We start from the raw sequence: 26375 nt of genomic DNA, 5'->3' as shown, positions 1-26375 counted from the left end.
CAATTATGAAACAAATCATTCTACTCTTTTTGCTTCCTTTGCTCACAAAGGCACAGTTTTTCAAAAAAGAAGATGGACTTGCTCATACGTTTTCTATTGTAGCAATTGACACAGCAACAGGCGAAATGGGTGTTGGGGTGCAAAGTCATTGGTTTAGTGTCGGAAACGTAGTGGCATGGGCAAAATCAGGGGCCGGTGTTGTGGCTACCCAGTCATTTGTCAATAAGTCGTTCGGCCCAAAAGGCCTTTTAATGATGGAAAACGGACTTTCTGCAGTTGAAACCTTGAATACGCTTCTTACGGCGGACGAGGGGCGTGAGGTAAGACAGGTAGGCATGATTGACATTTATGGCAATGTGGCCACACATACCGGAACCAATTGCGTGGATTATGCAGGGCATATTACCGGAGAGAATTATTCGGTTCAGGCCAATATGATGCTCAACAAAACGGTACCTGAGGCTATGTCAAAAGCCTTTGAAGCCTCTAAAGGTCAGTCATTAGCCGAGCGGATTTTACTTGCCTTACAGGCTGCTCAGAACGAAGGAGGTGATATTCGTGGAAAACAATCGGCCGCTATTCGGGTAGTCAAAGTTGAAAGCACCGGTGAGCCATGGAACGATGATTATATCGTTGATTTAAGGGTAGATGATCATGAAAATCCAATTGTTGAAATAGCCAGACTTCTCAACGTTCAACGGGCTTACGAGTATATGAATGCGGGAGATTTGTACGTGGAAACCGGTGAGATGGAGAATGCTATGAAAGCCTATAATGCTGCTATGCAGATGTTCCCTGACAACTTAGAAATGCAATATTGGACGGCTATTACCCTTGCGAATAATGGTGATATTGAAAAGGCAGACAAAATGCTGAAAGAAGTCTATCAAAAAGATGAAAACTGGAGAGAACTAACTAAAAGACTCCCAAAAGTTAATTTGCTCAATGTTTCAGACGAAGCTTTTAATCAATTAACAAAATGATAGAATTCCACGCAGAAGACATTGATTTTGAACTGGATAACCCATCAAAAATTGAGAAATGGCTTGAAACTGTTGCTCAGAATGAGGGGTTCAAAATTGAGGAACTCAATTATATCTTTATGACCGATGAAGGTCTTTATGAAATCAATATGGAGTACCTCAATCATGACAACTACACAGATATCATCACCTTTGATAATTCTGAGGAAGAAGAAATCATTGAAGGCGATATTTTCATCAGCATTGAACGTGTTCGTGAAAACGCAGAGACCTATAATTCTCCTTTTGATACAGAATTAAGACGTGTTTTGGCTCATGGCCTGCTTCATCTATGTGGGTATAAAGATAAAACAGAAAAGGACGAAAAACGGATGCGGGAGATGGAGGAAAAGAGCCTGGCTTTATTTTAACCTGATTAAAGTTCCGGCAAATACATATTCTCATTCTTAATCTCTCCCATCACAAAAATGCTTTGGGTGCTGCCGATATTCTCCAGCGAGGCGAGTTTATTCATGATGAAACTTTGATATTCACGCATGTCTGAAACCACGACTTTGATGAGGAAGTCATAATCGCCTGAAATATTGAGGCATTCAGCCACCTCAGGCAATTCTGTAATTTCTTTGACGAACTTGGCTCCCGCTTTTTGCTCGTGCTCTTTGAGACGGATATTGCAAAGCACCATGAGGTCTTTCCCTACCTTTTCTCTGTCTATTACAGCCACATACTTTTTGATAACGCCCTCACTCTCAAGTCGTTTTACCCGCTCATAAACAGGAGTGGGAGAAAGGTTCAGGCGGCCGGCTAACTCCTTAGTTGTTAATTTGGCATCCTCCTGAAGATATTTCAGAATCAATCGGTCGGTTTCGTCGAACTTTGGCATAACACTATCTTTGCTTCAATTTTAGATAATTCACACAGCAAAACCAATATTTGGTAGATAATTTATCTGTTCTCTTTTAATAATACTTCGTTTTTTATCTTTTATCTTATCTTTGCCACGCATTATAAACGAAGCCAAAAGTATGCCCGATATCAAACAAGAACTGGAAAAAAGAATTTTAATTCTGGATGGTGCCATGGGTACCATGATCCAGCGATATCAACTTACTGACGAAGATTATCGCGGTGAGCGTTTCAAAGATTTCCCGCATGATGTGAAAGGAAATAATGATTTACTGTCGTTAACCAGACCTGATGTTATTCTTGCTATTCACAAAGAATACCTTGAAGCAGGTGCTGATATCATTGAGACCAACACTTTTAGTGCCAATTGGGTCTCAATGGAAGACTATAAAATGGAGCATCTTGTCAAAGAAATCAATTATGAAAGTGCTGTTTTGGCAAGAAAAGCTGCAGATGAATACACAGCAAAAAATCCAGATAAACCTCGTTTTGTTGGTGGTTCTATGGGACCAACAACAAAACTGGCTTCCCTTTCACCTGATGTAAATAATCCAGGTTATAGGGCCATTACGTTTGATCAGCTGGTAGACGCATTTAAAGAACAGGCCGAGGCCTTGATTGATGGTGGAGCTGATATCCTTATCATGGAAACTTCAACAGATACCTTGAACAGTAAAGCTTCCTTATATGCTGCTCAACTAATCATTGAAGAAAAAAGAAAAGAAAACCCTGATTTTGACATACCTGTGATGGTATCTGGTACTATCACCGATCAATCAGGAAGAACGTTAACAGGACAAACCACAGAGGCTTTTTATAATTCTTTGAAGCATGGCAATCTTTTGTCCATCGGCCTTAACTGTGCTCTGGGAGCCAGGGCAATGAAGCCCTATTTGGCAGAAATGTCACGGATTGCCAGCTGCTATGTCAGTGTTTATCCAAACGCTGGTCTGCCTAACGAAATGGGACAGTACGACGAATCGCCAGAGTACATGGGCGAGCAAATCAGAGAATTTCTGGAAGAAGACTATGTCAATATTCTGGGAGGCTGTTGTGGTACTACTCCAGCTCATATTGCTGAATTTGCTCGTATTGCCGCTGAATATAAACCGAGGGTAAAATCTCAACCTGAGCAACTACTTCGTTTGTCTGGTTTGGAGCCATTAACGTTAACCAAAGAACTTGGTTTTGTAAATGTGGGTGAAAGAACCAATGTTACCGGTTCCAAAAAATTCCTGAGATTGATCAAAAATGAGCAATTTGAAGAAGCCTTATCTGTTGCTTTAGATCAGGTAGAAGGTGGAGCCAATGTCATCGATGTCAACATGGATGAAGGTATGCTTGATGGCATAGAGAGCATGAAAACCTTCCTCAACTTGATGGCTTCGGAACCTGATATCAGCCGTATTCCTGTTATGGTAGATTCTTCTAAATGGGAGATTATTGAAGAAGGGTTGAAATGTGTTCAGGGAAAAGGAATTGTCAATTCCATTTCCTTAAAGGCCGGGGAAGAAGAGTTTATCCGTCAAGCCAATATTATTAAAAAATTCGGGGCCGCTGTAATTGTAATGGCCTTTGACGAAGACGGTCAGGCTGATAATACCCAACGCCGTATAGAAATAGCCAAAAAGTCTTACGACATTTTGGTAAATAAGGTCAATTTCCCACCTGAAGACATCATTTTTGACCTTAACATTTTCCCGGTAGCTACCGGAATTGAGGAGCACAAAATCAATGCAATTTCCTTTTTTGAAGCTACAAAATGGGTTCGGGAAAATCTTCCTCACGCTCATGTCAGCGGCGGGGTGAGTAATGTCTCCTTCTCATTCAGAGGTAATAATAAGGTAAGAGAAGCTATTCATACCGCATTTCTTTATCACGGAAGAAAAGCTGGTATGGACATGGGAATTGTAAACCCATCTATGCTCGAGGTTTACGATGATATTCCAAAAGATTTGCTCGAATTGGTTGAAGATGTTCTTCTCAATCGTAGAGACGATGCCACAGAAAGACTTCTGGACTTTGCAGAGGGCATTAAAGATCAGGGCGGAGCTACTGAAAAAGCTGTTCAGGAATGGCGTGGCCATTCGGTTGAAAAAAGAATTGAACATGCTTTGGTAAAAGGTATCGTTGAGTTTATTGATGAAGATGTAGAGGAAGCCCGTCAAAAATATCCGGAGCCATTACATGTTATTGAAGGTCCTTTAATGGACGGTATGAATGTGGTTGGTGATCTTTTTGGTAGCGGAAAAATGTTTCTCCCTCAGGTAGTAAAGTCTGCGAGAGTGATGAAAAAAGCTGTAGCTTACCTTCTACCTTACCTTGAAGCAGAAAAACTAAAAACTGGAAATACCGCGAAGAACAACGGTAAAATTTTACTGGCTACCGTCAAAGGAGACGTTCACGATATCGGTAAAAACATTGTAGGAGTAGTTTTAGCCTGTAATAATTTTGAAATTATAGATCTGGGTGTGATGGTGCCGGCCGAGAAAATCCTCGATGAGGCGGTCAAGCAAGAGGTTGACATGATTGGCTTGAGTGGCTTGATCACTCCATCGCTTGATGAAATGGTCTATGTGGCCAAAGAAATGGAAAAAAGAAGAATGAAAATTCCTTTATTGATCGGCGGAGCTACAACCTCCAGAGTACATACAGCGGTTAAAATCGATCCTTATTATAGTGGACCAGTAGTTCATGTATTGGATGCTTCAAAATCTGTTCCTGTTGCCAGTTCGTTGCTTAGTAAAGAGCAAAGCCAAAAATACATTACGGACAAAAAAGCTGAATACGAGAAATTCAGAGAGGATTATAACAGTCGCCAGACGACAAAAACTTATATAAGTATTGAAGAGGCCAGAGCGAATAAGACTCAAATTGACTGGCAGAATGAATCGATTACAAAACCTAAATTTCTGGGAACAAAGGTCTTTGAGCAGTATTCCCTCAAAGAAGTATCAGAATTTATAGACTGGACTCCGTTTTTCCAATCTTGGGATTTGCACGGAAAATATCCGCGTATTCTTGAGGATGAAGTTGTAGGCAAAGAAGCACAAAAACTGTTTGCAGATGCTCAAGCGATGTTGAAAAAAATCATCAGCGAGAAATGGTTTACCGCCAAGGCGGTCATTGGTTTCTGGCCCTCCAATGTTGACGACAAAGATACTCAACTGGTTTACGATTTTGAAGTGAATGATGAGGGGCACAGCACGAGCTGTTCATCCCTTGCCCATGACCATAAGATATATATCCCGAAAACTGACAAAGTTATTGGTCAATTTCATCACCTTCGTCAGCAAGGCAAAAAAGGCTCAAACCTTCCCAATATTTCTTTAGCAGATTTTACGGCACCGGTTTCTTCAGGGAAAACAGATTATTTAGGTGGATTTGCCGTAGGAATCTTCGGATCGGATGAAATAGCCAAAAAATACGAAGCTGAACATGACGATTATAATAGCATCATGGTAAAAGCCCTTGCTGATCGTTTTGCTGAAGCTTTCACAGAGCTATTGCATAGCAAAGTCAGAAAAGAGTACTGGGCTTATGCTGATGATGAAAATCTTGATAACGAAGAACTTATCAAAGAGAAATATCAGGGTATCAGACCGGCACCAGGTTACCCCGCCTGCCCTGATCATACGTTGAAAAGTGAGTTATTCAAGCTTCTTGATGCGGAAAATGCCATTGGCATTAAGCTAACCGAAAGTCTGGCCATGTTGCCTGTTTCAGCAGTTAGTGGCTTGTATTATGCTTACCCTGATAGCAAGTATTTTGGCTTGGGTAAGATCAGTAAAGACCAAATTGAAGATTACTGTAAACGGAAAGGCGTCAGCATCGAGGAAGCTGAAAAATGGTTATCGCCGGTGTTGAATTATTGACACCCCTGAGCTATTTCGGATTTGAACACCGTTCCTGACTGAGCTTCAAAACCAGACTCCATGGTAATACTTTGCCCGGCAAATAAACTTTGCTGAGCGGGAGTAGATAGCGTTTGACTTGTTTCAATCTTAGAAACACCGGAAACTATAGGAGTAATCGTATTTCCGGCTAAACTTAAGGTTTCTGGAATGGTTACCGTCATGTGAATCGTGTCAGTTCCTTTTGGATTTGTAACAGCGAGCGTCACGGTCTTATCGCCCGCTATATTAAATTGGTGCACGGGATTGTTTTCTGTCGAAAACTGCCCATCTCCAAAATCCCAAAGTATTGTTTCATGACCATTTTGGGACGTATTTGTAAAATGCACTTTCAATTTGCAACCATCATCAACTGAATTGGTAAAAGAAGCTATCGGGTTTTGCAAAGCAGGAAAAGTAACTTTATACATATTTCCGTTTTCCTGAATAACAAACATATCCGACCCGACCATAACCGCATCTGTTGGTCGATCAAAACCAGCCGCTAGTCTGGTCACAGAAACCTCATAATTGCCGCTTAAATTGGTATTGAATTTCACCTGACACAGGTCTGCACCTTCATCAACCGAATCAAGGTAGCCAAGACTACCCCCACCCGATGAATATGCCAGTACAAAACCAGACGCATTATACGGATAGGCCAGGGTACTATCTTTATCGAGATTGAAACCTAATGGAGACCGGTGACCAGTGAAAGTCGTAATAGTGCTGCTTTGCTCAAAAACTCCAGTAGTGGCATTTTTCACCCAGTTGGCATGTGGCCCAATATTTTTAATCGGTTCAACGAAAGTTACACCAGATGGCGGAGCCGGAAAAGTCGGATCATTATGGAAGATTCCGGGAAAGGCCAGATCATCTGGTAGTAATAAGTCCTGACTTGGATCATATCCAACAAACTGCTGAGGCGTGTTATTCCCTCCCATACGCCAGGGAAAGCCATAATGACTTCCTTCTTTCAAAAGATTTAATTCCTCCGGATCATCTCTATCGCCCATGTTCTCGACTCCGAAAAGTTCTCCTTTTGAATTAAGAGCTAAATCAAATTCGTTACGTACGCCTTCACAAAAAACATAACCTGAGTTCTGTAACCAGGTCTCATTATTCTGGAAATAAAGTCCGGAAGCGTTAATGGGAATTCTAAAAATCTTAGTTGTCAAAGGTTCTTCTCTCAAACCTGGATATAAACCACCGACGTCCTTTATCTCTCCATGATCTGTCCGTGATCCACTGGCGATAAACAGACTATCTTCTGTCTTATTCAAACAAATGGCACTAAAAGCATGATCAAATAAAGTTGTAGAGGATGCGTAGTATTCAGTACCCATAAGATAGGTATGAGCTCCCGTACTCCCATCTGGGTTTATGGCTATTTTAATCACCCTTCCTCTCCCCCTTTTATTAACATCATCGGCCTCATTGCCAACCATATAAATAGCTGAGTCAAAGTAGAGCAAACCCTGCATTCTATTAATTAAATGACTGGATGTCGGAACCAGTAGTTCCCGATATTGAGGAACACCGTTAACGAGTCTGATTCGGTAAATGTCTCCACCAAAAGTATTGGCATAAAACGTTTGACGGACGTCATCGAAAACAACTCGCACAGAATTGTTTTCAAAAGCACTAAAATAAGCTACCTGAATATCCGTACTCAGAGGCACCGGGGCGTTGTTTGTCTTTTTTTCCCCCAAGCTTCTTGAAAAGACATGAGAAGAAGGAATAGAATCAGAAGGGCTGCTCATTAGAGCTTTTAAACTTATTACTAGTAGTGTGAATTTCATGTCGGATCAGGTTTGTGGCTTCAATTTAAACATTCTGCTCCAACCACATCCTGATTTTATCCCTTAAAACCTGATTTATTTTAACGTACGATTCATTTGACCAGCCTGCCACATGGGGTGTAAGTACCACATTATCAAGGGAGCATAAATAGTTAAAAGTCTCTTTTTCAGAGGGAGATAGAGTTTTGAGTTTTTCATTTTCCAGAACATCAAGGCAAGCCCCGCGAACCCTTCCTGACTTCAGGGCATCGGCCAGATCAGAAAGAACCACTATTTCACCACGAGCAATATTACAGAAGTAGATATCCTTTTTGAAGGCATTGAAAAAGTCAGTATTGATCATTTTAAGAGTGTCTTTCGTCAACGGAATGTGAAGACTGACAACTTCTGCCTCTTCCTGAATTTTCTTTAAGGAAACTTCCTGAATCAAATGATTTCCAAAGCCATATTTATATTTATCATAGGCAAGAATTTTACAGCCAAAAGCAGAAAGGCGTTCAGCCGTAGCCTGTCCGTTATTTCCAAAACCGATGATGCCCACGGTTTTACCAAAAAGCTCTTCTCCCCTGTTCTTTTCCCGGTTCCATTGACTGCTTTTTACCTCCCTGCTAGCGATATTGATCTTGTGAAGTAAGCTCAAAAGCATCCCTATCAAGTGCTCAGCCACAGCCACCTTATTGGCTTCATTGGCTCCAAAAACATCCACACCAGCTGATTTGCAAGCCTCCAGATCAATGAGATCAAGCCCTGCACCTGCTCTTCCAATAAAGCGAAGTTTACCCGCATGCGATAAAAAATGCTTGTCGATTGTAAATTTTGATCTGATAAGTAGCCCTTCATAATCACCAACTTTTTCAAGTACTTCCTCAAAAGCAATATTAGGAAAATAGTCAACTTCAAGACCTAACTCTTCGGGCATATGCACAATGGATTCGTGCATTTCATCAACAATCAAAACTTTCATTACAGGGAGTTTTATGTAACTTTGGCAAAGTTATAGAAACCCCAAGAATACGCCCCATGGACAGCGATTTCCTTCCCAGAATTGGAATAACAACAGGAGACATCAACGGTATAGGACCAGAGGTCATTTTAAAAGCTTTAGAAAAGCAAAAAATAACGAAACTATGCACCCCTATTATTTACGGTTCAGGAAAACATCTGAGTAAATACAAATCAGAGTTAGGGTTTCATGACTGGCAGTTTTTTACCATTAACAACACCAAACAGGCTAACCGAAAAAAGTTTAATCTGGTCAATTGTTACGAAGGACCAAACTTTGAATTGACTTTGGGTGAGGTAAAAAAAGAAGCAGGTCAACTCGCTTTTCAAGCCTTAAAAAGAGCCACAGAAGATCTAAAAAGTGGTTACATTGAGGCTTTGGTAACTGCCCCGATTTCCAAAGACAATACTCAGGGAGAGGAATTTAATTTTCCAGGTCATACCGAGTTTCTGGCCCATGCTTTTGGAGTTGAAGATGTTTTGATGTTTCTGGTAAGCGAAGATTTAAGATTAGGTGTGGTTACCGGTCATATTCCACTGGAGCAGGTCAAAAAACAAATCAATAAAAAGAGCATCAGTAAGAAGCTGGATCTTATGAAGACCAGCCTTATCAATGATTTTGGAATTCAAAAACCGAAAATAGCCGTTTTGGGACTAAACCCTCATGCCGGTGAAAATGGTATGTTGGGCAAAGAAGAGGAGGAAATCATAGAACCTGTAGTCAATGAATATCGCTCAAAAGGTAATCTGTTTTTTGGCCCTTTCCCTACCGACGGCTTTTTTGCAACCCAGCAATGGAAACAATACGATGCTGTACTCGCTATGTACCATGATCAGGGACTGACTCCTTTCAAGATGCTAGCTTTTGACTCTGGTGTAAACTACACTGCCGGCCTTACGGGTGTTCGCACTTCACCTGATCACGGAACAGCCTTTGATCTTGCCGGAAAAAATGAAGCCAACCCCGGCTCTATGATGCAAGCCATTTTCGCAGCCATTGATATCTATAAAAATCGTAGATTGAATGAGGAACTAACCTCAAATGCCATCTCTCCGGTAGAGATCAAAAAAATCATCAAGGCTAATAAAGAGAAAAATTAAGTTCTCCTTCGTTCAAGTTGATATCCTGAATGGGGTTTCTAAGCTTCGTCAAGTCAATATTGGCCAACTGATTGTAAATAGCAGTGGTTTGTAAGAATTTATGACCTAAAATATATTGAAGCAGGTGAATGTCCATTCCAGCCTCCAAAGCATGGACTGCATACGAATGGCGTAAGGTATGAACCGTTGCGTTTTTATCAGAGAGCCCAGCCTTTTTTAGGGCTGATTGAAAAAACAACTGAACATTCCTTGAACTGTATGGAGTACCTTTTTCTCCGGGGAAAAGAATATCATCTGGTTTTTCCTTCACATAATACCTTTTGATGTAATCAATGATATTTGGAGCGAGAGATAGTTCTCTGTAATCCTTATGCCCTTTGTTCCAAATTTTGATGACTCCTTTGTTCAAATCCAGATCATTAACTTTTAGGTGAATAGCTTCACTAATTCTTAACCCAGTATTATAAATCAATAACAAGACCGCCTTGTGCTTAATATTCGTGACGGCATATAAGATTTTTTTGATTTCTTCTTTGGTGAGGATGTCCGGCAGTTTTTGCTCCTTCGCCTCTCCAGTGGACTTGATACCAAGCTTTCTGTTAAAAATTACTTCATAGAATAGTTTCAAAGCCTTTCCGGCCTGAATTGCCTCATTCTTATCCTTTTTTTCCGTTAACTCTTTGAGATAATTACCGATAAATTCATCGGTAATTTTAGACTGAGGCATGTCTCTCACCGCGTTATAGAACACGAAAATGGCATTTCTGTAAGCTACAACAGTCTGGCTATTGTACCTTCCGGACTTCATATATTCGGTGAAACGCTCTATCAGGTGGGTCATTACAATTTATTGGATTAGCTACTGCAAAGCTATAAAAGAGTCACTTTTGCAAAAAGTTATGATTCTAATTTATTTGCGAAATCTTCTTGAGCGGTTTTTACACTAAATTGAAGATGCCACATGCCACCCTCCGGTCCATGCAGCCTGAAAATTAAAACCGCCTGTAACCGCATCAATATCAAGAACTTCGCCCGCAAAGTATAAACCAGAATACTTGATGGATTGAAAGGTTTTTGGGTCAACTTCTTCTAAACTGATTCCGCCGGCAGTTACAAATTCATCCTTAAATGTGCTTTTACCATTTACCTCGAATGACATCTTTTTCAGTGATTCAGTAATTCTTTTGAAATGCTTTTTACCTGTCTCTGACCAGTTTTGATGCTCTGAAACCTGACTTTTATTACAAATGAATTCCCAAAATCGCTTTGATAGACCCAATGGAGTAAAGTTTCTGACTTTTTTCTTGGGATTAGAAGCTTGCTCAGTTTTTAGCTCGTTAATAATGTCACTTTCGGAAAACCGGGGTAACCAATCAACATTAATATCAAAACAATAATCTTTCTCAAAAAAAACTCTTGCACCAAATGCCGAGAGTTTTAAAACTCCTGGTCCGGACATACCCCAGTGAGTAATTAAGCCAGGCCCCCGGGACTGAAGACCTTTTGTTCTAACCACTATTTCAGGAAAGGGAGTACCAGTAAGACCTTGTAATGCCGAATCTTCAATATGAAATGTAAAGAGGGAAGGTACAGGCTCAATGATATCCAAACTCATTGCCTTAAGTCTTTCCCAAATGTGTTTGTCACTTCCTGTAGCAATCAAAAGTTTTGAAGTTCTTATTTCTTCATTCTCTAATCTGACCAACCATCCATCATCTGAATTCTCGAAATCCAATACTTTTGAAAGAAGTCTTAATTCTACCTTTTTCCTTCTGGCTTCATTCAGAAAACAGTCTATAATCGTCTGAGAAGAATCGGTATCAGGAAACATTCTACCATCACTTTCTTTTTTGATGGAAACTCCCCTTTGGTTAAACCAATCAATGGTTTGCTGAGGTCCAAATCGGCCAAAAGGTTCTAAAAGAAAGTCACTCCCTCTAGGGTAGTTTTCAACTAATTTTTGAGGATCAAAGCAAAAATGCGTGACATTACATCTTCCGCCACCGGAGACTTTTACCTTTTGAAGCGGCCTTTTGTTCTTTTCAAGAATCAGAACCTTACTGCCTTCAGGGGTATTGATGGCCGAAAAAAAACCTGCAGCTCCGCCACCTATGACGACTAAATCAAAACGATCTACTGATTGATGTATTGGTTTGATAATTCTTCGCGTTTCTTACGCAGCAAAGTAATTAACTTTTCTATTCCGTTCACAGATTTTCCGTATTCAAATGTCACCATATGCGATGGTTCTCCGGTTGTCATTCTATCGGTTATTTTAATGAATTCAGCTCCTCCATCGGCACAATCAGGGCAACCGTAGACTTCACTCAAAGAAGAAAACTCCTCAAAATCAAAGGCGTCGAGAATCTCCTGATGTTCTTTTTCGGTGAAAGAATCGTTAAACCTTTGAATCCCCGTTTCGTTAGCGGCTTGATAATCCTTGACCACGAACTCAATATCGGTTGAAGACGTATTGAAGATGATAGATTGATAGCAGTTTTCCAGACACTCTCCAAAACTAGTACCTGTTTCAATGACTAAATTCCCGGGATTGGTAATACTCTTTTCACAGGAAAACAGAGCTAATCCCGTCAGGAAAATAATGGATATATATCTTTTAATAAACTTCATATTTCTCAATTAACTCTTGTCGTTTCTGCCTTAATAATTCAATAATAGGCTCAATTTCTTTTACAGAACTTCCATACTCAAAAGTTACGCGATGCGTCTTTAAACCATCATTTATTTCTATAAACTCTGACCCCCCATCAGCACAATCCGGGCACCCATACACCTCTTCCAGAGCAAAAAAGGTCTCTAAATCAGGTATAGCCTCTTTGAGAGCTTCTAATTCAGCCATAGAGAACATATCCGTGTATATCGTTGTATCGGCCAAATCTGAGCCCCGGCTATCTCTGGAACGCACTTCCAGCTCCAAATAGGTGTCACCGGTATTAAGATTTAACGCCCTGTAGCAGGGACCTACACAAAAGCCAAAATTCTCTCCGCTGATGATCTGGACATCCACATTTTGAGGCTCTGGCTGATCTGTACAGGCCATGCCATAGATTGTGGAAAACAAAATGAAAACAGCCAATATTTTTCCTTTCATATTCTTCAAATTTGTCGTTCTACTGTACATACTTAATGCTTTTCAAACCATATTGGTTGGATTAAACAAATAAAATAACATGCTAAACAGTGCTCAACTCAGCTATATTACCGGCGAATTAAATGTCTCTTCTTCCTCAGCCACCAGCGTTATAAAGTTACTGGAGGAAGGTGCTACTGTTCCATTTATTGCCAGATACCGAAAAGAGCGTACCGGCGGCCTTGATGAAGTTCAGATTGCAGATATCAAAAAGCATTTTGAAAAGTTTCAGGAAGCGGATAAAAGAAGGGAAGCCATCTTAAAGAGTATTGAGGAACAGGGAAAACTAACCCCGGAACTTGAGAAGAAAATCAATGCCGCTCTGCATCTTAAAGAACTGGAGGACCTGTATCTGCCTTACAAACAGAAGAGAAAAACCAGAGGGGTTATTGCGATTGAAAAAGGCCTGGAGCCTTTAGCAAAGCGAATTTTTGAGCAAAAAGAAAGAGACCTCTCTCCTATTATAGGTCAATATATTAATGATCAGGTACCCAATGAAGAAGAAGCATTACAAGGGGCCCGGGATATTATGGCTGAATGGATCAATGAAAATCTGGAATCCAGAAACAGAATTCGACGTATTTACGAACGTGAATCCATTCTAAACTCAAAAGTCAAAAAAGGAAAAGAAACTGAAGGGCAGAAATACAAAGACTATTTTGAATTCAGTCAGAAACTTAAAGAAATACCATCACATCGCTTGTTAGCCATCAGGCGTGGTGAGCAGGAAGGTTTTCTGAAGGTTAATATTGAAATAGAGGACAAAAAGGCTATCAATGCACTTGACAGTCAGTACCTGCAAGGAATGCCCGCTTGTAAAGAACAGGTTGAAATGGCCATTGACGACTCTTTCAAACGTTTACTTAGCCCTTCAGTTGAAAATGAATTTGCCGGAATCAGTAAGGACATTGCTGACGAGGCAGCTATAGAGATTTTCGCAACCAACCTGCGTCAACTACTTCTGGCTGCTCCCTTAGGACAAAAACGAGTATTGGCTATTGATCCGGGATTTAGAACGGGCTGTAAGACAGTGGTCATTAACGAACTTGGAGACCTTTTGTATGATACCGTAATTTACCCGACTACCAAGAAAATGGAGGCAGAACAGGTTGTAAAAAAACTTGTCAAAGACTATAAGATTGATGCCGTGGCCATTGGGAACGGCACAGCCAGCAGAGAAACCGAACAGTTTATAAAAAGTATAAATCCTGAGGTCAAAAGTGGGATTTTTGTGGTTTCCGAGCAGGGAGCCTCTATTTATTCTGCATCAGCTGTGGCACGCGAGGAGTTCCCGGAAAAAGATGTCACTGTTCGTGGAGCTGTTTCTATTGGCCGTCGACTCAAAGATCCTTTAGCAGAGCTCGTTAAAATAGATCCGAAGTCTATTGGGGTTGGTCAATATCAGCATGATGTCAACCAAAAAATGCTCAAAGAAAGCCTTGATACCGTTGTAGAAAGCTGCGTAAACTCTGTAGGAGTTGAACTCAATACCGCCTCAAAACACCTTCTAAGTTATGTTTCAGGCCTTGGACCGGGACTTGCTCAAAACATTGTTGATTACCGAAGTAAAAACGGCAAATTCTCCAGCCGAAAAGATTTATTAAAAGTACCCAGACTCGGCGACAAGGCTTTTGAGCAGGCTGCAGGTTTTCTGCGAATCAGAGGAGCTAAAGATCCACTGGATAATACGGCAGTTCATCCCGAAAGATATGGTTTGGTAAAAAAAATGGCCAAGGACAAAGGAGTTACCGTTGAGAAGTTAATTGAAAACCAATCGTTGCGAAAAGAAATTAAGCTACAAAACTATGTTGATCATGAGGTTGGTTTACCAACACTAACCGACATTATGGAAGAACTTTCAAAGCCTGGCCGAGATCCGCGTGAGGAATTGGAAGCCTTTGAGTTTGGTAATGTTCATAAAATTGAAGACTTACATCAGGGAATGGTCTTGCCGGGTATAGTAACCAACATTACTGCATTTGGCTGTTTCGTTGATATCGGAGTCCATCAGGACGGACTCGTACATATTTCACATTTGGCTAATCGTTTTGTCAAAGACCCAAATGAAGTGGTAAAAGTGCATCAAAAAGTCAAAATTAAAGTGATGGAAGTAGATGCCGGCCGTAAGAGGATAGGGCTGAGTATGAAGGAGGTTTAAAAAGTAAAAAGCCCGAATGAGACTCATTCGGGCTTTTTAATATCTGTTTTCGAAGGTTTATACCAACATTCTGGCCGGATCCTCAAGCAATTGCTTCAAGGTTACCAGGAAAGCCGCACCTGTGGCACCATCTACCACTCTGTGATCACAAGTCATGGTGACTTTCATGATGTTCGTGGCATAAAACTCGCCGTTTTTCACAGCCACAGTTTCTTTGATACCACCTACCGAAAGAATACAAGATTCGTTTTTCGGATTATTGATAATTGAGGTAAACTGCTCAATACCAAACATTCCAAGGTTACTTACGGTGAAAGTATTACCCTCCCAGTCAGCTGGTTGAAGTTTTCCACTTTTGGCTTTTCCACCCAAGTCTTTGGTTGTCGCTGCTAAAGTAGAAAGTGGTAGTGTATCTGCAAATCTAATTACAGGAACCACAAGACCATCTTCAATGGCTACAGCCATTCCGATATGTACATGCTTATTTCTGCGAATATGATCATCCCTCCATGAAGAGTTAACATTCGGATGTTGACGTAGTGCCACACCACAAGCCTTAACCACAAGATCATTGAAAGAGATCTTAACCGGAGAAATCTCATTCATCGAAGCTCTGGCCTGCATAGCTTTATCCATGTTAATTTCCATGGTCAGCTGGAATGTCACAGCCGTTGACTGAGAATCTGTAAGACTTCTGGCGATAGCCTTTCTCATCTGAGTCAGTTTAATCTCCTCAGAAGATTCTGAGCCTGTTGGCATTGCCATGGCACCAGGAGCTGCCGCCGCCGGAGCCGCCGCAGGTACATAATTGTCAATGTCAACTTTGATGATTCTTCCACCCTCGCCGGAGCCATCAACTAAAGCAATATCAATTCCTTTTTCTTCAGCTAGTTTTTTAGCCAAAGGAGAGGCCAGTATTCTTCCTCCTGCAGACTTTGACGAACTTGCAGGAGCGGCTTCCTTCTTCTCAGCCGAAGGAGTTTCTTTCTTTGCTTCGGAAGCAGCAGCAGGTGCGGCTTCTTTTTTCTCTTCCTTGACAGGAGCAGCATCAGCCTGAGCTTCAGCTTTTAACAAAGTTTCAAAATCAGCCCCTTCTTCACCAATTACGGCTATTACTGAGTTCACCGGAACGGCTTCTCCCTCTTTCACACCGATATGAAGTAAAGTTCCCTCTTCATACGCTTCAAGCTCCATAGTAGCCTTATCGGTCTCTATTTCGGCAAGCATATCGCCACTTTCCACCTTATCCCCTACTTTCTTTAACCAGGCATGAATAACACCCTCTGTCATGGTATCACTCAAAAGAGGCATTTTTACCAATTGAGCTTTGATACCTGAAGTGTCTATCTTCTCAGATGATTGTGCAGGAGCAGCCTCGGCTGCTTCTTCTTTGGCAGGTGCAGCTTCTTCTTTAGTTCCGCTTCCTCCTTCACCGTCCAGAAGGCTTTTGTAGTCTTCTCCTTCTTCTCCTACTACAGCGATAATAGAGTTCACCGGCACGGCATCACCTTTCTCAACCCCAATGTAAAGGAGCGTTCCTTCATAATAAGACTCCATGTCCATGGTGGCCTTATCGGTTTCAACCTCAGCAAGAATATCACCTGAACTGATTTTATCTCCAACCTTCACATTCCATGCAGCGATTACGCCTTCTTCCATCGTATCGCTCATTTTGGGCATTCTGATTACCTCTGCCATAATAATTTTATAGGATTTCAAGTTTTCTTAAACAGGTTCCAAAAATAAGACATCATGCCCAAAACAGGCAGAATGCGGTCAAAAAAACCTTAATTTATTTTCAATACAGCCATAAACGCTTCTTGTGGCACTTCCACAGAGCCAATCTGACGCATACGTTTTTTCCCTTTCTTTTGCTTCTCTAAAAGCTTACGTTTTCTGGAGATATCACCACCATAACATTTGGCTGTAACGTCTTTACGCATTGCCCGAACCGTTTCACGAGCAATAACTTTAGCACCAATTGCAGCCTGAATCGCAATTTCAAATTGCTGCCTCGGTAGTAACTCTTTGAGTTTCTCACAAAGTTTTTTACCCCAATCATAGGCTTTATCACGGTGAACAATCGCCGATAAGGCATCCACAGGGTCTCCGTTCAAAAGAATATCCAGTTTAACAAGGTGTGATTCTCTGTATCCCGACAAACTATAATCAAGTGAAGCATAACCTCTGGAAATAGACTTTAGCTTATCAAAAAAGTCAAAAACGACTTCAGCCAAAGGGATATCAAAAGTAAGCTCAACCCTGTTTGAGGTCAGATAAACCTGATTTTTAATGACTCCCCGTTTATCCATACAAAGCGTAATGATTGGACCAACATATTCGGCCGCAGTAATGATCTGTGCATTGATAAAAGGCTCCTCCAGTTTTTGGATCAGGTTGGGATCCGGCATTTCTGATGGTGCAGATACCGGGATCACATCGCCACGTTTGTTCGTTATCAAAAATTTTACTGATGGTACGGTGGTTATCACCGTCATGTCAAACTCCCGCTCAAGCCTTTCCTGAACTATCTCCATATGAAGCATTCCCAGAAAACCACAACGGAAACCGAAGCCGAGAGCAGCCGATGTTTCAGGCTCCCATACCAATGAGGCGTCATTGAGCTGGAGTTTCTCCATACACTCTCTTAATTCCTCAAAATCAGTAGTGTCTACAGGATAAATACCCGCAAATACCATTGGCTTAACCTCCTCAAAACCTTTGATCATCTGAGGCGAAGATTTTGAAACATGCGTAATGGTATCACCTACTTTGACTTCCTTGGCCACTTTGATACCAGAAATCAGATATCCAACATCTCCGCATTCAATAACATCTTTCGGTTGCTTTTTGAGTTTCAAGCTCCCGATTTCATCAGCTTCATACTCTTTACCTGTAGCCATGAATTTAACTTTATCTCCTTTACGGATTGAGCCATTTTTCACCCGGAAAATAACTTCAATACCGCGATAAGAGTTAAATACAGAGTCAAAGATCAAACCTTGAAGTGGTGCTTCAGGGTCACCTTTTGGAGCCGGAACACGATTCACGATAGCTTCAAGAATATCTGTTATACCTATTCCCTCTTTGGCCGAGGCCAGAACGATATCGTCAGGATCGATTCCAATCAAATCCACCACCTGATCCTTCACTTCCTCAATCATAGCCCCGGGTAAATCAATTTTATTGATCACCGGAATAATCTCAAGATTATGCTCAAGAGCTAAAAACAAGTTACTTATTGTCTGAGCTTCAATCCCTTGAGCAGCATCCACAATCAAAAGAGCACCTTCACAAGCCGCAATTGAGCGAGAAACCTCGTAACTAAAATCTACGTGGCCAGGAGTATCAATCAGATTGAGGGTATATTTTTCATCATTGAAGAGATAATCCATTTGAATAGCATGGCTCTTTATGGTGATGCCTCGCTCACGCTCCAGATCCATATCATCAAGAAGCTGGGCCTGCATCTCACGCTGGGTTACAGTACCGGTAAACTCTAACAGCCTGTCGGCCAATGTACTTTTGCCATGATCTATATGTGCAATGATGCAAAAATTACGAATATTCTTCACTCAGAAGTCTAATTTTGAATGTTTAAAGCTGTGCAAAAATACCACAAATGCAGAGAAAAGAAGAACGCTTACCAAAATCTTTGATAGGCGATTTGGGCACCATAATTATCGTTAATCAGGTCGCCCTGATCTATACCGATATTGACCTTTAAAAAGGCATTTTTATTTTTTAACGGAATAGCCGCCTGCACCGCCATTGACATCTGATCTACCGGAGGAATTGGCGTAAACAGAGCACCATAATTTCGACTGTAAGAAACTCTACTTGTCAAATCAATGGAGTTTAGTCTGACATTGAGGCCTGCATATGCCGCGATGATTCTGTTATTATTGTAAAAGACGGCATCAGGGTAGCTTTGTTTTTCAGGTCTTATTTCCTCCTGGGGCACGAGGAGTGGTGTTCCTATAGTTTCACTCTCATACGCCCAGCCATCAATGTATTGCATATGATTGAAATAGTAGGTCTCGGTGCCGAAATAACGATCTGGCAAACCCAGTAACCTTGGCAAACCAGAACGGTATGAGCCCTGATTGGTGGTTCTCAAATACTCCAAAACTAAACGTTTGAAAACGGTACCCTCCCTTCTTGACTTTATTGCAACTCCATAAAGTCCATCATCCATATTGGTCAAGCTGGAGAATGTTTGACCCGTTTCAAAAATGTTTTGTTTGTAAACCAACAAATTCATACTCCCGAGGTTTATGTCTCCTCCGATGTCTATCTGACCAATATGATTTCCAAAACGATTCATTAGTTCGAAATCCCCATAGCCTGTGGTATCTTCGCGTAATGCTCTGAAAGGGAAAACAACCTGACCATACGTGAACCAATCTTCAGCAAAAGCCCCATCTGTAAAACGATCATCTCCCGGGCCACTTGGACCATATTTAGGCTCGCCTCCCCATTGAACATGGTGAAGCAATCCACCATAAACTCGTAGTCTTGATTTATCTGAGCCTATTCTTCCGTACAAAGCTTTTTGGTGTAAATAGTAATCTTTGACCGACACCTGATCACCAAACCAGCCATGGGAGTAATGACCTTTGAAACCTAGCCAGGGAACAAATAGCTTGGTGTATTCTGGTATGGCTATTCTCACCTGAGGAATTCCAAGAGAATTACCCGACCATGTGATTGACCCGCTGCTTAGTGTTGAATCCACCAAGCCAAGAACTTCTTTGAATCGCCCTCCGGAAATTACAAATGGTCCAAAATTCAGTTTCAAAAAAGCCTCAGGAATAATAATCATAGGCTTTTCTCCAACGACCGTGGCCAGATCCAAACAATAATCTGCATGAAAGAAGCCTACAGAAGTATCCGTCTTTGATTCAATCATTTGCCGAAAATAAAGCGAATTACCACTTTGAGGAACAGCTCCAAACTGATTGGCTTTTTGCCAAAACGGAATCTTATTATTGAGACTAAAAAACGAGCCGATTTCAAAACCGTAGTGAAACTTGTTTCTAACTTTAGAGCTATCAGGCTGACCATAGGCTTCCGTCCCCTTTACCAGGGATAGAATAAATAGTAGTAAGCATTGTAAACCTCTCATAAGTGTTAGATACACCTTATGAAGATAACAATTATTAAGCCATTAATAACCTGAGGCGATACGAAGCAATTGAGCGGTTGCAAATCCAGCATAGGTGCCAACGGCATAACCCAAAACCGAGAGGATAACACCTACTGAAATAAGAGCCGGGTGATAGGCGGCTGCCACTACTGAAGCCGAAGCCGCACCTCCAACATTTGCCTGTGAACCCACAGCCACAAAAAAGTAAGGTACTTTCAACAGTTTGCCTGCTGCCACTACAAAAAGTGCATGAATTATAATCCAGATAAAACCGACCAGAAAAAGATAAGGGTTATCTCTAACAGCCACGAGGTCCATCTGCATACCTATAGAAGCTATCAAAATATACAGGAATACCGTGGCAATTTTGCTGGCACCCACATGTTCAATTTCTCTGACTTTAGTCTGAGATAAAATTATACCAATCAAAGTCACAATGACGACGACCCAGAAGAAGCCTGAGGTTAAACTAAACTGAGAAAGCTCGGGGTAATTTGCCTCGATAAAGGGTGCAATAGCGTCTGATACCAAATAGGCAATAGCGGTTCCTCCAAAGCCCACCGCCAGAATTTTCATCAGATCTTCAAAAGCCGGTATTCTACTCTTTTTCTCAGCCTCACCCGCTAACTTTTCCTTAATCTCCTCAATGAGATCAGTGCCACCACCAAAAAAACGATTTAACTTTTCTTTATTAGCCACGCCTAATAGAAGTACGGCTAACCAACTTTCAGCAACAAGGATATCAACAGCCACAGATTGAGAAAAAAGAACCGCCGAAGGTTGAAAAACTTCTTTCAATGCTGTTTGATTTGCCCCGCCACCTATCCAGCTTCCGGCAACTGTTGAAAGCCCTTTCCATGTTTCAGCGTTAAAGCTTTCCGGGCTAATTAACTTTACCATTAGTACGGCCAAAGGACCACCTAAAACCACACCAAGAGTACCGGCTAAAAAGACTAAAACAGCTTTAAAGCCTAACTTTTTCAGCATGTGAATATCTAAACTAAGGGTAAAGAGAAGCAGACATGGAGGCAAAAAGTAACGACTAACCACCGGGTAAACCTGAGAGGTTTCTCCTGAAATGACACCTAGCGAATTCAAAGCTCCAGGAATAAAATAGCACAATAAGATGGGTGGGAAAAACTTGTAAAAGCCTTGCCAGGCCTTTCCTCCATACTTATTCGTTTGGAAAATGAAATACAGCAGGACTAACAATAGTCCAATAACAACAGCATCATTTTGAATCAGTGCTCCTTCGTGCATCCATCAGTTTTGTTTTTCCAAAGCTATATAAAAAAAACACACAGTCCCTATCAGAGACTGCGTGTCGCAATTACACTTCATCAACAAACTAAAAACCAAATAATATCTTTAGCTGCGTAAAAATAGGAATAAATTATTAATTGAGTCAACATTTTTTGCATTCGCTCTAGGCTAAAATGCATTTTTTGAATGATTCTAAGAGAAAACTCTTAAAATCTGAACTCAATACTTCCTTTATTGACCTACTTCTTTGCTGTGCTTTTGATATTGGCTTCTGCGATTTTTTTATCAGACAGCACACTTGGGCTGTTAAACATCAAATCTTCTCCTGAACCTGTTTTCGGGAATGCCATCACTTCTCTGATGCTGTTTTTCTTTTCCAAAATCATCATCAGTCTATCCACACCCCATGCTATACCACCATGCGGCGGTGCACCGTAGTGGAAGGCATCATACATATGTCCTACACTTTTCCGCATCTCTTCTTTGTCATAACCCATATTTTTATAGGTCGCTTCAAGAATTTCTGCTTTATGAGCTCTAACTGACCCTCCTCCTATCTCATAGCCATTAAGTACCATGTCATATTGCTGGGCAATAATACTTCCTACATCCTCTCCTTTGAGATGTTTCTCAATATCTTCCACTTTAGGCATTGAGAAAGGATTGTGTGTAAAAGTCCATCTACCTTCATCAGTCTTCTCAAAGAACGGGAAGTCAACAACCCAAGCCGGATGAAGCTCTTTTGGGTTAATCAGGTTGAGAATCTGACCTAACTCCTGCCTTACTGCATCCAAAGCCTTATTGGCAACGCTATACTCCGCTGCTGAGAAGAAAACAATGTCTCCAACTTTTGCCTCCGTGGCTTTGATAATGTTTTCACAAATGTCTTCACCAAGGAATTTAATGATCGGTGACTGCAATTCATCTTCATTAACAATGATATAGGCAAGCCCGCCCAATCCATGCTCCTGAGCAATTGATGTCAATTTCTCAATTTGTCCTTTAGAGAGACGTTTCTTTTGCAGATCACCTCCTACTTTGATACACTTTACAATTCCACCTTCCTCAATTGGTTTGGCAAAAACCTGGAATTCAGTTTCTTTTACAATTTCAGTGATGTCCTGCATTTCGAGACCGAATCGAAGGTCAGGTCTGTCGCAACCATACTTTTCCATGGCCTCATAGTAAGAAATCACTTTAAAAGGGAAGAGCCTCCACTTGTTTCCGTAGACTTTAGTGACAACTTCATTGAAAAGGCGGGTATTCACATCAATGATATCCTGCATGCTCACAAAGGCCATTTCAATATCAAGCTGCGTAAATTCAGGCTGTCTGTCTCCTCGACTATCTTCATCCCGAAAACAACGAGCGATCTGGAAATACTTTTCAAAACCACCCACCATCAGCATTTGCTTAAACTGCTGCGGGGCCTGAGGTAAAGTATAAAACTGACCAGGGAAATTACGGCTTGGAACGATAAACTCACGGGCTCCTTCGTCTGTTCCGGCCGTTAAAATCGGAGTTTCTACTTCTATAAACTCTTCTGAATCCAGTACATCTCTGATCAGCTTAATCACCTTATGTCGATTGATTATAGCTCTTCTGTTTTCTGCACTTCTATGATCCAGAAACTTATATTTGAAACGAACATTCTCACCAGTTTTTGCTGCCCTCTTGATTTCAAAAGGTAAAGTCTTAGAGGCATTCAAAACCTCTACCGATCGGGCATCTAATTCCAGTTCTCCCGTTTTTATGCCAGGATTGAAATCATCTTCAGCTCGTTTGATAATTTCACCTGTACACATAATCACCGACTCAGCTTTCAGGTGAGAAAGGTCATCGAGATTATCAAAATGAGCTCTATCCAACCTGATTTGAAGAACCTCATAACTGTTATCTCTGAGATCGACGAAGACCAGATCGCCGTGATCTCTGACACTTGCCACCCAACCTGCTACAGTTATTTCATTATTGAGAAGCTCCTGTGTAATTTGATTGTTTTTGTGGGTTCTATAAAGGTCTTTGACTACGATTTCTTTGAATCGCGAATCATCTTCTTCCACCACTTTCTTTGAAGAAGTCTGACCTTCTGACTTAGCTTTCTCCTGAGCAGCAGCCTTTTCAGGATTTAGGGCATCTAAAATTTTCTCACGAATAACTTTACCAGAAGCACCCTTTCCAATGATTTGAAGCACTTTACCAACAAGAATTCCGGCTTTACCCTGATTCCCCGCCTTAATCTCCTCCGCTATATCTCCATTCTCCTCAATAACTTTTTGAACACTATCATCTATCGAAGAATCAGAAATACTGTTCTCTTTAAAATAAGCTTGATAGTCAAATTGAGCATCATTCAGGTATGCATTGATAGCGTCCTGCAACAAGATAACTGTGATATTTCCACTTTTTAACTCGGCAAACATTTCGGTAAGAGCTGAAGGCTTTTCAATCTTCTCGTAATCCTCTGGTTTGAGGTTATTGAGTAAAGTTTTAGCAACGAAAGCCGTATCTTCCAACGCCGAATTGATCGCCAAAAACAAGTTTGAGCGGTCAGCATCTGAGGTAAAAAATTTAGCATCCTGCGGTCGAACGCCACCATTGATCAATGTACTTTCAATAGCAAAAGGTAACAAGCTATGATCAACTGCGATCTCCTCAATTTCTTTTCGGATATCAACAAAAGGAATATCCGGCTCTAAAGCATAGCGATAGTCGGCCGCAAATTCCTTTTTACGCATGGTTTTAGTTTGCTTCAATACCGCGTCAAAAAGCACCGTTGTTTGATCAGGTCTGAACTTGCCATTCTCCGTGTAATAGTTAAACTGCTTGGCCACTTCTTCTACCAAAGCCTCCATCATGAACTTGAAGGAGTTCAGGTTTTTGATTTCAGTTCTTGGGTTCAGGTCTTCTGTTCCTTTCTTCCGTAAGGAAACAGAAACGTCAGACTTGAATTCACCCTTCTCGAGGTTAGCTTCTGAGATATTCAGATTCTGAACGATTCTTTGAAGGTATTGTGCATATGTGGCGGCATCCTTGATATTACGGATGCAAGGCGTTGTAACTACCTCTATAAGTGGAACTCCACCTTTATTGAAGTCAACCAGCGTTTGTTTACGTTCGTGCATAAGCTTAGCCGCATCTTCTTCAATATGAACCTGCTCAATGTCTACTTTAAAAGTCGTTCCGTTATCACGGTAACACTCTACTGAGCCATCAGGAATGATGGGCCGCTGAAATTGAGTCAGCTGAAAGTTTTTCGGAAGATCAGGATACTCATAATGCTTTCTATCCCAGCAAATTACTTCATTGCTAAAACTGGAATTAACCGCCTTACCGAAATAAATGGCCTTTCTGATGGCCTCAGCATTTATAGCCGGCAAAACACCCATCTGACCAGTACACACAGAACAGATATTGGTATTGGGCTCTTCTGTCTCCTCATTTGGGCATGAACAGAAAAGCTTTGTTTTGGTATTAAGACGAATATGAGTCTCTAAACCAATAACGAGCTCAAGACCAGCCTCCTCTAATTGTTGTGATAATACTTCTATATCCATCTTTTACTGTAGGTCTTTTAAGAGGTTGGCAAATTGAAGAACCTTTTCCTCTCCATTTTTCGCAGCTGTAATCTGAATTCCCGTTTCTGTACCTGTTGGAGCGGTAAGTGTTGGTAAACCACCAAGACTAAATCCAACAGTGTAAGCATCTGACAAATACATGGCTAACGGGTCTTTCAGAGTTTCGCCTACATTAGGCACAGGCCCCAGCGTGACCGGAGAAAGCACGATATCTACGGCCTCAAACTCCTCGGCAAAACGATCATCAATTTCGTCCCTTACGGCTCTGGCTTTGTTATAAATCTCTTCAGAGTGCCCTTGAGAAAGCACTTGATTACCACCCACAATTCTCCTTTTGGTTTCCTCCGTGAAATTTTCTGAGCGGGTGAGGGCGTAGATTTCTTTCAGGTTTTCGGCCTCAGCCCGGTTACCATAATTGGTACCATCTAAACGGGCAAGGTTTGAGGCTGTTTCGGCCATAGCCAAAGTATAATAAGTGGAAACTAAGGTGTTCGTTTCAAAGAAATCAAGAGGTTTCACTTCAATACCCAGCTCCTTGAGTTTTTTCAATAAATCCTCAAAACTGCTCTTGAAGGAGGCATCTAAGGCTTTACTTTCAAGAAAACTTCTGTAATACCCTACTTTTAATTTCTTCGCAGCGGCCAGATCATTCACTTTTTCTTCTGAAACAGCTTCAGAAGCGTAGGTGGTTTGATCATGGTAATCTTTACCGCTAATGGTATTGAGGACAATCCGAATATCTTCAATCGTCCTCGCGATAGGCCCTACAACATCTGTTGATGAAGCGTAAGCCATAATTCCATAACGAGAAATACGACCGTAGGTAGGTTTTAGCCCATACACCTTATTGTATCCGGCAGGTTGCCGAATAGAGCCTCCCGTATCACCACCGATGGAGAATGTTGTATATTTTTTTGCAACGTTGACAGCACTTCCACCGCTACTTCCACCAGCTACCTTATTTTTATCCCAGGCATTCTTAGCTGCACCGAAAACCGTATTTTCAGTAGAACTTCCATGCCCGAAACTGTCACAGTTTTCTTTTACAATCGGTATTGCTCCGGCATCCAAAAGCTTTTGAATTGCAGTGGCGGTATAAGGCGAAATGTAATTTTTGAGAAAATCTGAGCTTGCTGAAGCCGGTTGGCCCTGAAGAAGATAAACATCCTTCAAACCAAAAGGAATTCCTTCAAGTAAACCTATCTTCTCACCTTTTTGAAGTTTGGCATCTACCGCTGCTGCTTTTTGCAAAGCATAGTCTTCCAGAAGGTAATTGGCTGTATTTTCTTTACTGCTTTTGAGCTCCTCAATTTTTGATTTTACCAAAGCAGTGCAAATTATTTTGCCCTGCACCAAATCATCATGAAGCTGACGAATATCTGAACTCAT

At 41.2% G+C, this 26375-nt stretch carries 18 protein-coding genes; 5 read left to right on the top strand and 13 right to left on the bottom strand.

Annotation, left to right across the window (positions count from 1 at the left end; all coding sequences use genetic code 11):
• The first annotated feature begins 5 nt into the window (after window positions 1-5).
• Window positions 6-983, top strand: a complete 978-nt coding sequence (locus AFM12_RS01810; protein WP_055143566.1) for a DUF1028 domain-containing protein — start codon at window positions 6-8, stop codon at window positions 981-983.
• A complete protein-coding gene (gene ybeY / locus AFM12_RS01805; protein WP_055143565.1) occupies window positions 980-1393 on the top strand; it encodes an rRNA maturation RNase YbeY in 414 nt (137 codons plus the stop codon). The genes AFM12_RS01810 and ybeY overlap by 4 nt, the downstream gene beginning before the upstream one ends.
• Before the next feature lie 5 nt (window positions 1394-1398).
• On the opposite strand, the gene AFM12_RS01800 is transcribed toward ybeY, so the two are convergent.
• On the bottom strand, window positions 1399-1866 hold the full coding sequence (locus AFM12_RS01800) for an Lrp/AsnC family transcriptional regulator (RefSeq protein ID WP_055143564.1): 468 nt from the start codon (window positions 1864-1866) through the stop codon (window positions 1399-1401).
• A 142-nt stretch (window positions 1867-2008) separates the two neighbouring features.
• Between AFM12_RS01800 and metH the strand changes: the two genes are divergently transcribed.
• The gene (gene metH, locus AFM12_RS01795; protein ID WP_055143563.1) at window positions 2009-5764 is read left to right on the top strand and encodes a methionine synthase; all 3756 of its coding nucleotides are present in this window, start codon (window positions 2009-2011) and stop codon (window positions 5762-5764) included.
• Here the strand turns inward: metH and AFM12_RS01790 are convergent.
• Window positions 5758-7584, bottom strand: coding sequence for a PKD domain-containing protein (locus AFM12_RS01790; RefSeq protein WP_055143562.1), 1827 nt, complete (start codon window positions 7582-7584; stop codon window positions 5758-5760). The genes metH and AFM12_RS01790 overlap by 7 nt on opposite strands.
• A gap of 25 nt (window positions 7585-7609) precedes the next feature.
• On the bottom strand, window positions 7610-8548 hold the full coding sequence (locus tag AFM12_RS01785; protein WP_055143561.1) for an NAD(P)-dependent oxidoreductase: 939 nt from the start codon (window positions 8546-8548) through the stop codon (window positions 7610-7612).
• A gap of 56 nt (window positions 8549-8604) precedes the next feature.
• Between AFM12_RS01785 and pdxA the strand changes: the two genes are divergently transcribed.
• Window positions 8605-9687: a 4-hydroxythreonine-4-phosphate dehydrogenase PdxA gene (gene pdxA, locus AFM12_RS01780; protein ID WP_055143560.1), complete on the top strand. Its 1083-nt coding sequence runs from the start codon at window positions 8605-8607 to the stop codon at window positions 9685-9687.
• Here pdxA and AFM12_RS01775 read toward each other — a convergent pair.
• The 4 genes from AFM12_RS01775 to AFM12_RS01760 all read right to left on the bottom strand — a co-directional run bounded on the left by AFM12_RS01775 (window position 9668) and on the right by AFM12_RS01760 (window position 12799).
• Window positions 9668-10528, bottom strand: coding sequence for a tyrosine-type recombinase/integrase (locus AFM12_RS01775; RefSeq protein ID WP_055143559.1), 861 nt, complete (start codon window positions 10526-10528; stop codon window positions 9668-9670). The genes pdxA and AFM12_RS01775 overlap by 20 nt on opposite strands.
• Before the next feature lie 102 nt (window positions 10529-10630).
• Complete coding sequence (locus AFM12_RS01770) at window positions 10631-11800, bottom strand: BaiN/RdsA family NAD(P)/FAD-dependent oxidoreductase (protein ID WP_262489870.1); 1170 nt, start codon at window positions 11798-11800, stop codon at window positions 10631-10633.
• A 20-nt stretch (window positions 11801-11820) separates the two neighbouring features.
• Window positions 11821-12318: a hypothetical protein gene (locus tag AFM12_RS01765; protein ID WP_055143557.1), complete on the bottom strand. Its 498-nt coding sequence runs from the start codon at window positions 12316-12318 to the stop codon at window positions 11821-11823.
• Window positions 12305-12799, bottom strand: coding sequence for a hypothetical protein (locus tag AFM12_RS01760; RefSeq protein ID WP_055143556.1), 495 nt, complete (start codon window positions 12797-12799; stop codon window positions 12305-12307). The genes AFM12_RS01765 and AFM12_RS01760 overlap by 14 nt, the downstream gene beginning before the upstream one ends.
• Window positions 12800-12878: 79 nt before the next feature.
• Between AFM12_RS01760 and AFM12_RS01755 the strand changes: the two genes are divergently transcribed.
• Window positions 12879-14996: a Tex family protein gene (locus AFM12_RS01755; protein ID WP_055143555.1), complete on the top strand. Its 2118-nt coding sequence runs from the start codon at window positions 12879-12881 to the stop codon at window positions 14994-14996.
• Window positions 14997-15053: 57 nt separating this feature from the next.
• Here AFM12_RS01755 and AFM12_RS01750 read toward each other — a convergent pair whose 3' ends face one another.
• The 6 genes from AFM12_RS01750 to AFM12_RS01725 all read right to left on the bottom strand — a co-directional run bounded on the left by AFM12_RS01750 (window position 15054) and on the right by AFM12_RS01725 (window position 26375).
• Window positions 15054-16694, bottom strand: a complete 1641-nt coding sequence (locus AFM12_RS01750) for a dihydrolipoyl dehydrogenase family protein (RefSeq protein WP_055145050.1) — start codon at window positions 16692-16694, stop codon at window positions 15054-15056.
• 89 nt (window positions 16695-16783) lie between these two features.
• Window positions 16784-18571, bottom strand: a complete 1788-nt coding sequence (gene lepA / locus AFM12_RS01745) for a translation elongation factor 4 (protein WP_055143554.1) — start codon at window positions 18569-18571, stop codon at window positions 16784-16786.
• A 68-nt stretch (window positions 18572-18639) separates the two neighbouring features.
• Window positions 18640-20124, bottom strand: coding sequence for a capsule assembly Wzi family protein (locus AFM12_RS01740; RefSeq protein WP_055143553.1), 1485 nt, complete (start codon window positions 20122-20124; stop codon window positions 18640-18642).
• Window positions 20125-20166: 42 nt separating this feature from the next.
• Window positions 20167-21405: a DUF819 family protein gene (locus tag AFM12_RS01735; RefSeq protein WP_055143552.1), complete on the bottom strand. Its 1239-nt coding sequence runs from the start codon at window positions 21403-21405 to the stop codon at window positions 20167-20169.
• 242 nt (window positions 21406-21647) lie between these two features.
• A complete protein-coding gene (gatB/aspS, locus tag AFM12_RS01730; protein ID WP_055143551.1) occupies window positions 21648-24965 on the bottom strand; it encodes a bifunctional amidotransferase subunit GatB/aspartate--tRNA ligase AspS in 3318 nt (1105 codons plus the stop codon).
• Between the two features lie 3 nt (window positions 24966-24968).
• Complete coding sequence (locus tag AFM12_RS01725) at window positions 24969-26375, bottom strand: amidase (RefSeq protein ID WP_055143550.1); 1407 nt, start codon at window positions 26373-26375, stop codon at window positions 24969-24971.

This window comes from Jiulongibacter sediminis, from assembly GCF_001306455.1.
In the GTDB taxonomy this organism is placed as follows: domain Bacteria; phylum Bacteroidota; class Bacteroidia; order Cytophagales; family Spirosomataceae; genus Jiulongibacter; species Jiulongibacter sediminis.
This window is presented reverse-complemented; position numbering and strand designations above follow the sequence as displayed.

What these genes read in the sequence shown, in the direction of transcription:
- AFM12_RS01755 (WP_055143555.1), top strand. Translation starts at nt 12,879, where the DNA reads ATGCTAAACAGTGCTCAACTCAGCTATATTACCGGCGAATTAAATGTC.
- metH (WP_055143563.1), top strand. Translation starts at nt 2,009, where the DNA reads ATGCCCGATATCAAACAAGAACTGGAAAAAAGAATTTTAATTCTGGAT.
- AFM12_RS01800 (WP_055143564.1), bottom strand. Translation starts at nt 1,866, where the DNA reads ATGCCAAAGTTCGACGAAACCGACCGATTGATTCTGAAATATCTTCAG.
- gatB/aspS (WP_055143551.1), bottom strand. Translation starts at nt 24,965, where the DNA reads ATGGATATAGAAGTATTATCACAACAATTAGAGGAGGCTGGTCTTGAG.
- AFM12_RS01765 (WP_055143557.1), bottom strand. Translation starts at nt 12,318, where the DNA reads ATGAAGTTTATTAAAAGATATATATCCATTATTTTCCTGACGGGATTA.
- AFM12_RS01725 (WP_055143550.1), bottom strand. Translation starts at nt 26,375, where the DNA reads ATGAGTTCAGATATTCGTCAGCTTCATGATGATTTGGTGCAGGGCAAA.
- AFM12_RS01735 (WP_055143552.1), bottom strand. Translation starts at nt 21,405, where the DNA reads ATGCACGAAGGAGCACTGATTCAAAATGATGCTGTTGTTATTGGACTA.
- ybeY (WP_055143565.1), top strand. Translation starts at nt 980, where the DNA reads ATGATAGAATTCCACGCAGAAGACATTGATTTTGAACTGGATAACCCA.
- AFM12_RS01740 (WP_055143553.1), bottom strand. Translation starts at nt 20,124, where the DNA reads ATGAGAGGTTTACAATGCTTACTACTATTTATTCTATCCCTGGTAAAG.
- AFM12_RS01750 (WP_055145050.1), bottom strand. Translation starts at nt 16,694, where the DNA reads ATGGCAGAGGTAATCAGAATGCCCAAAATGAGCGATACGATGGAAGAA.
- AFM12_RS01810 (WP_055143566.1), top strand. Translation starts at nt 6, where the DNA reads ATGAAACAAATCATTCTACTCTTTTTGCTTCCTTTGCTCACAAAGGCA.
- AFM12_RS01785 (WP_055143561.1), bottom strand. Translation starts at nt 8,548, where the DNA reads ATGAAAGTTTTGATTGTTGATGAAATGCACGAATCCATTGTGCATATG.
- pdxA (WP_055143560.1), top strand. Translation starts at nt 8,605, where the DNA reads ATGGACAGCGATTTCCTTCCCAGAATTGGAATAACAACAGGAGACATC.
- AFM12_RS01790 (WP_055143562.1), bottom strand. Translation starts at nt 7,584, where the DNA reads ATGAAATTCACACTACTAGTAATAAGTTTAAAAGCTCTAATGAGCAGC.
- AFM12_RS01775 (WP_055143559.1), bottom strand. Translation starts at nt 10,528, where the DNA reads ATGACCCACCTGATAGAGCGTTTCACCGAATATATGAAGTCCGGAAGG.
- AFM12_RS01760 (WP_055143556.1), bottom strand. Translation starts at nt 12,799, where the DNA reads ATGAAAGGAAAAATATTGGCTGTTTTCATTTTGTTTTCCACAATCTAT.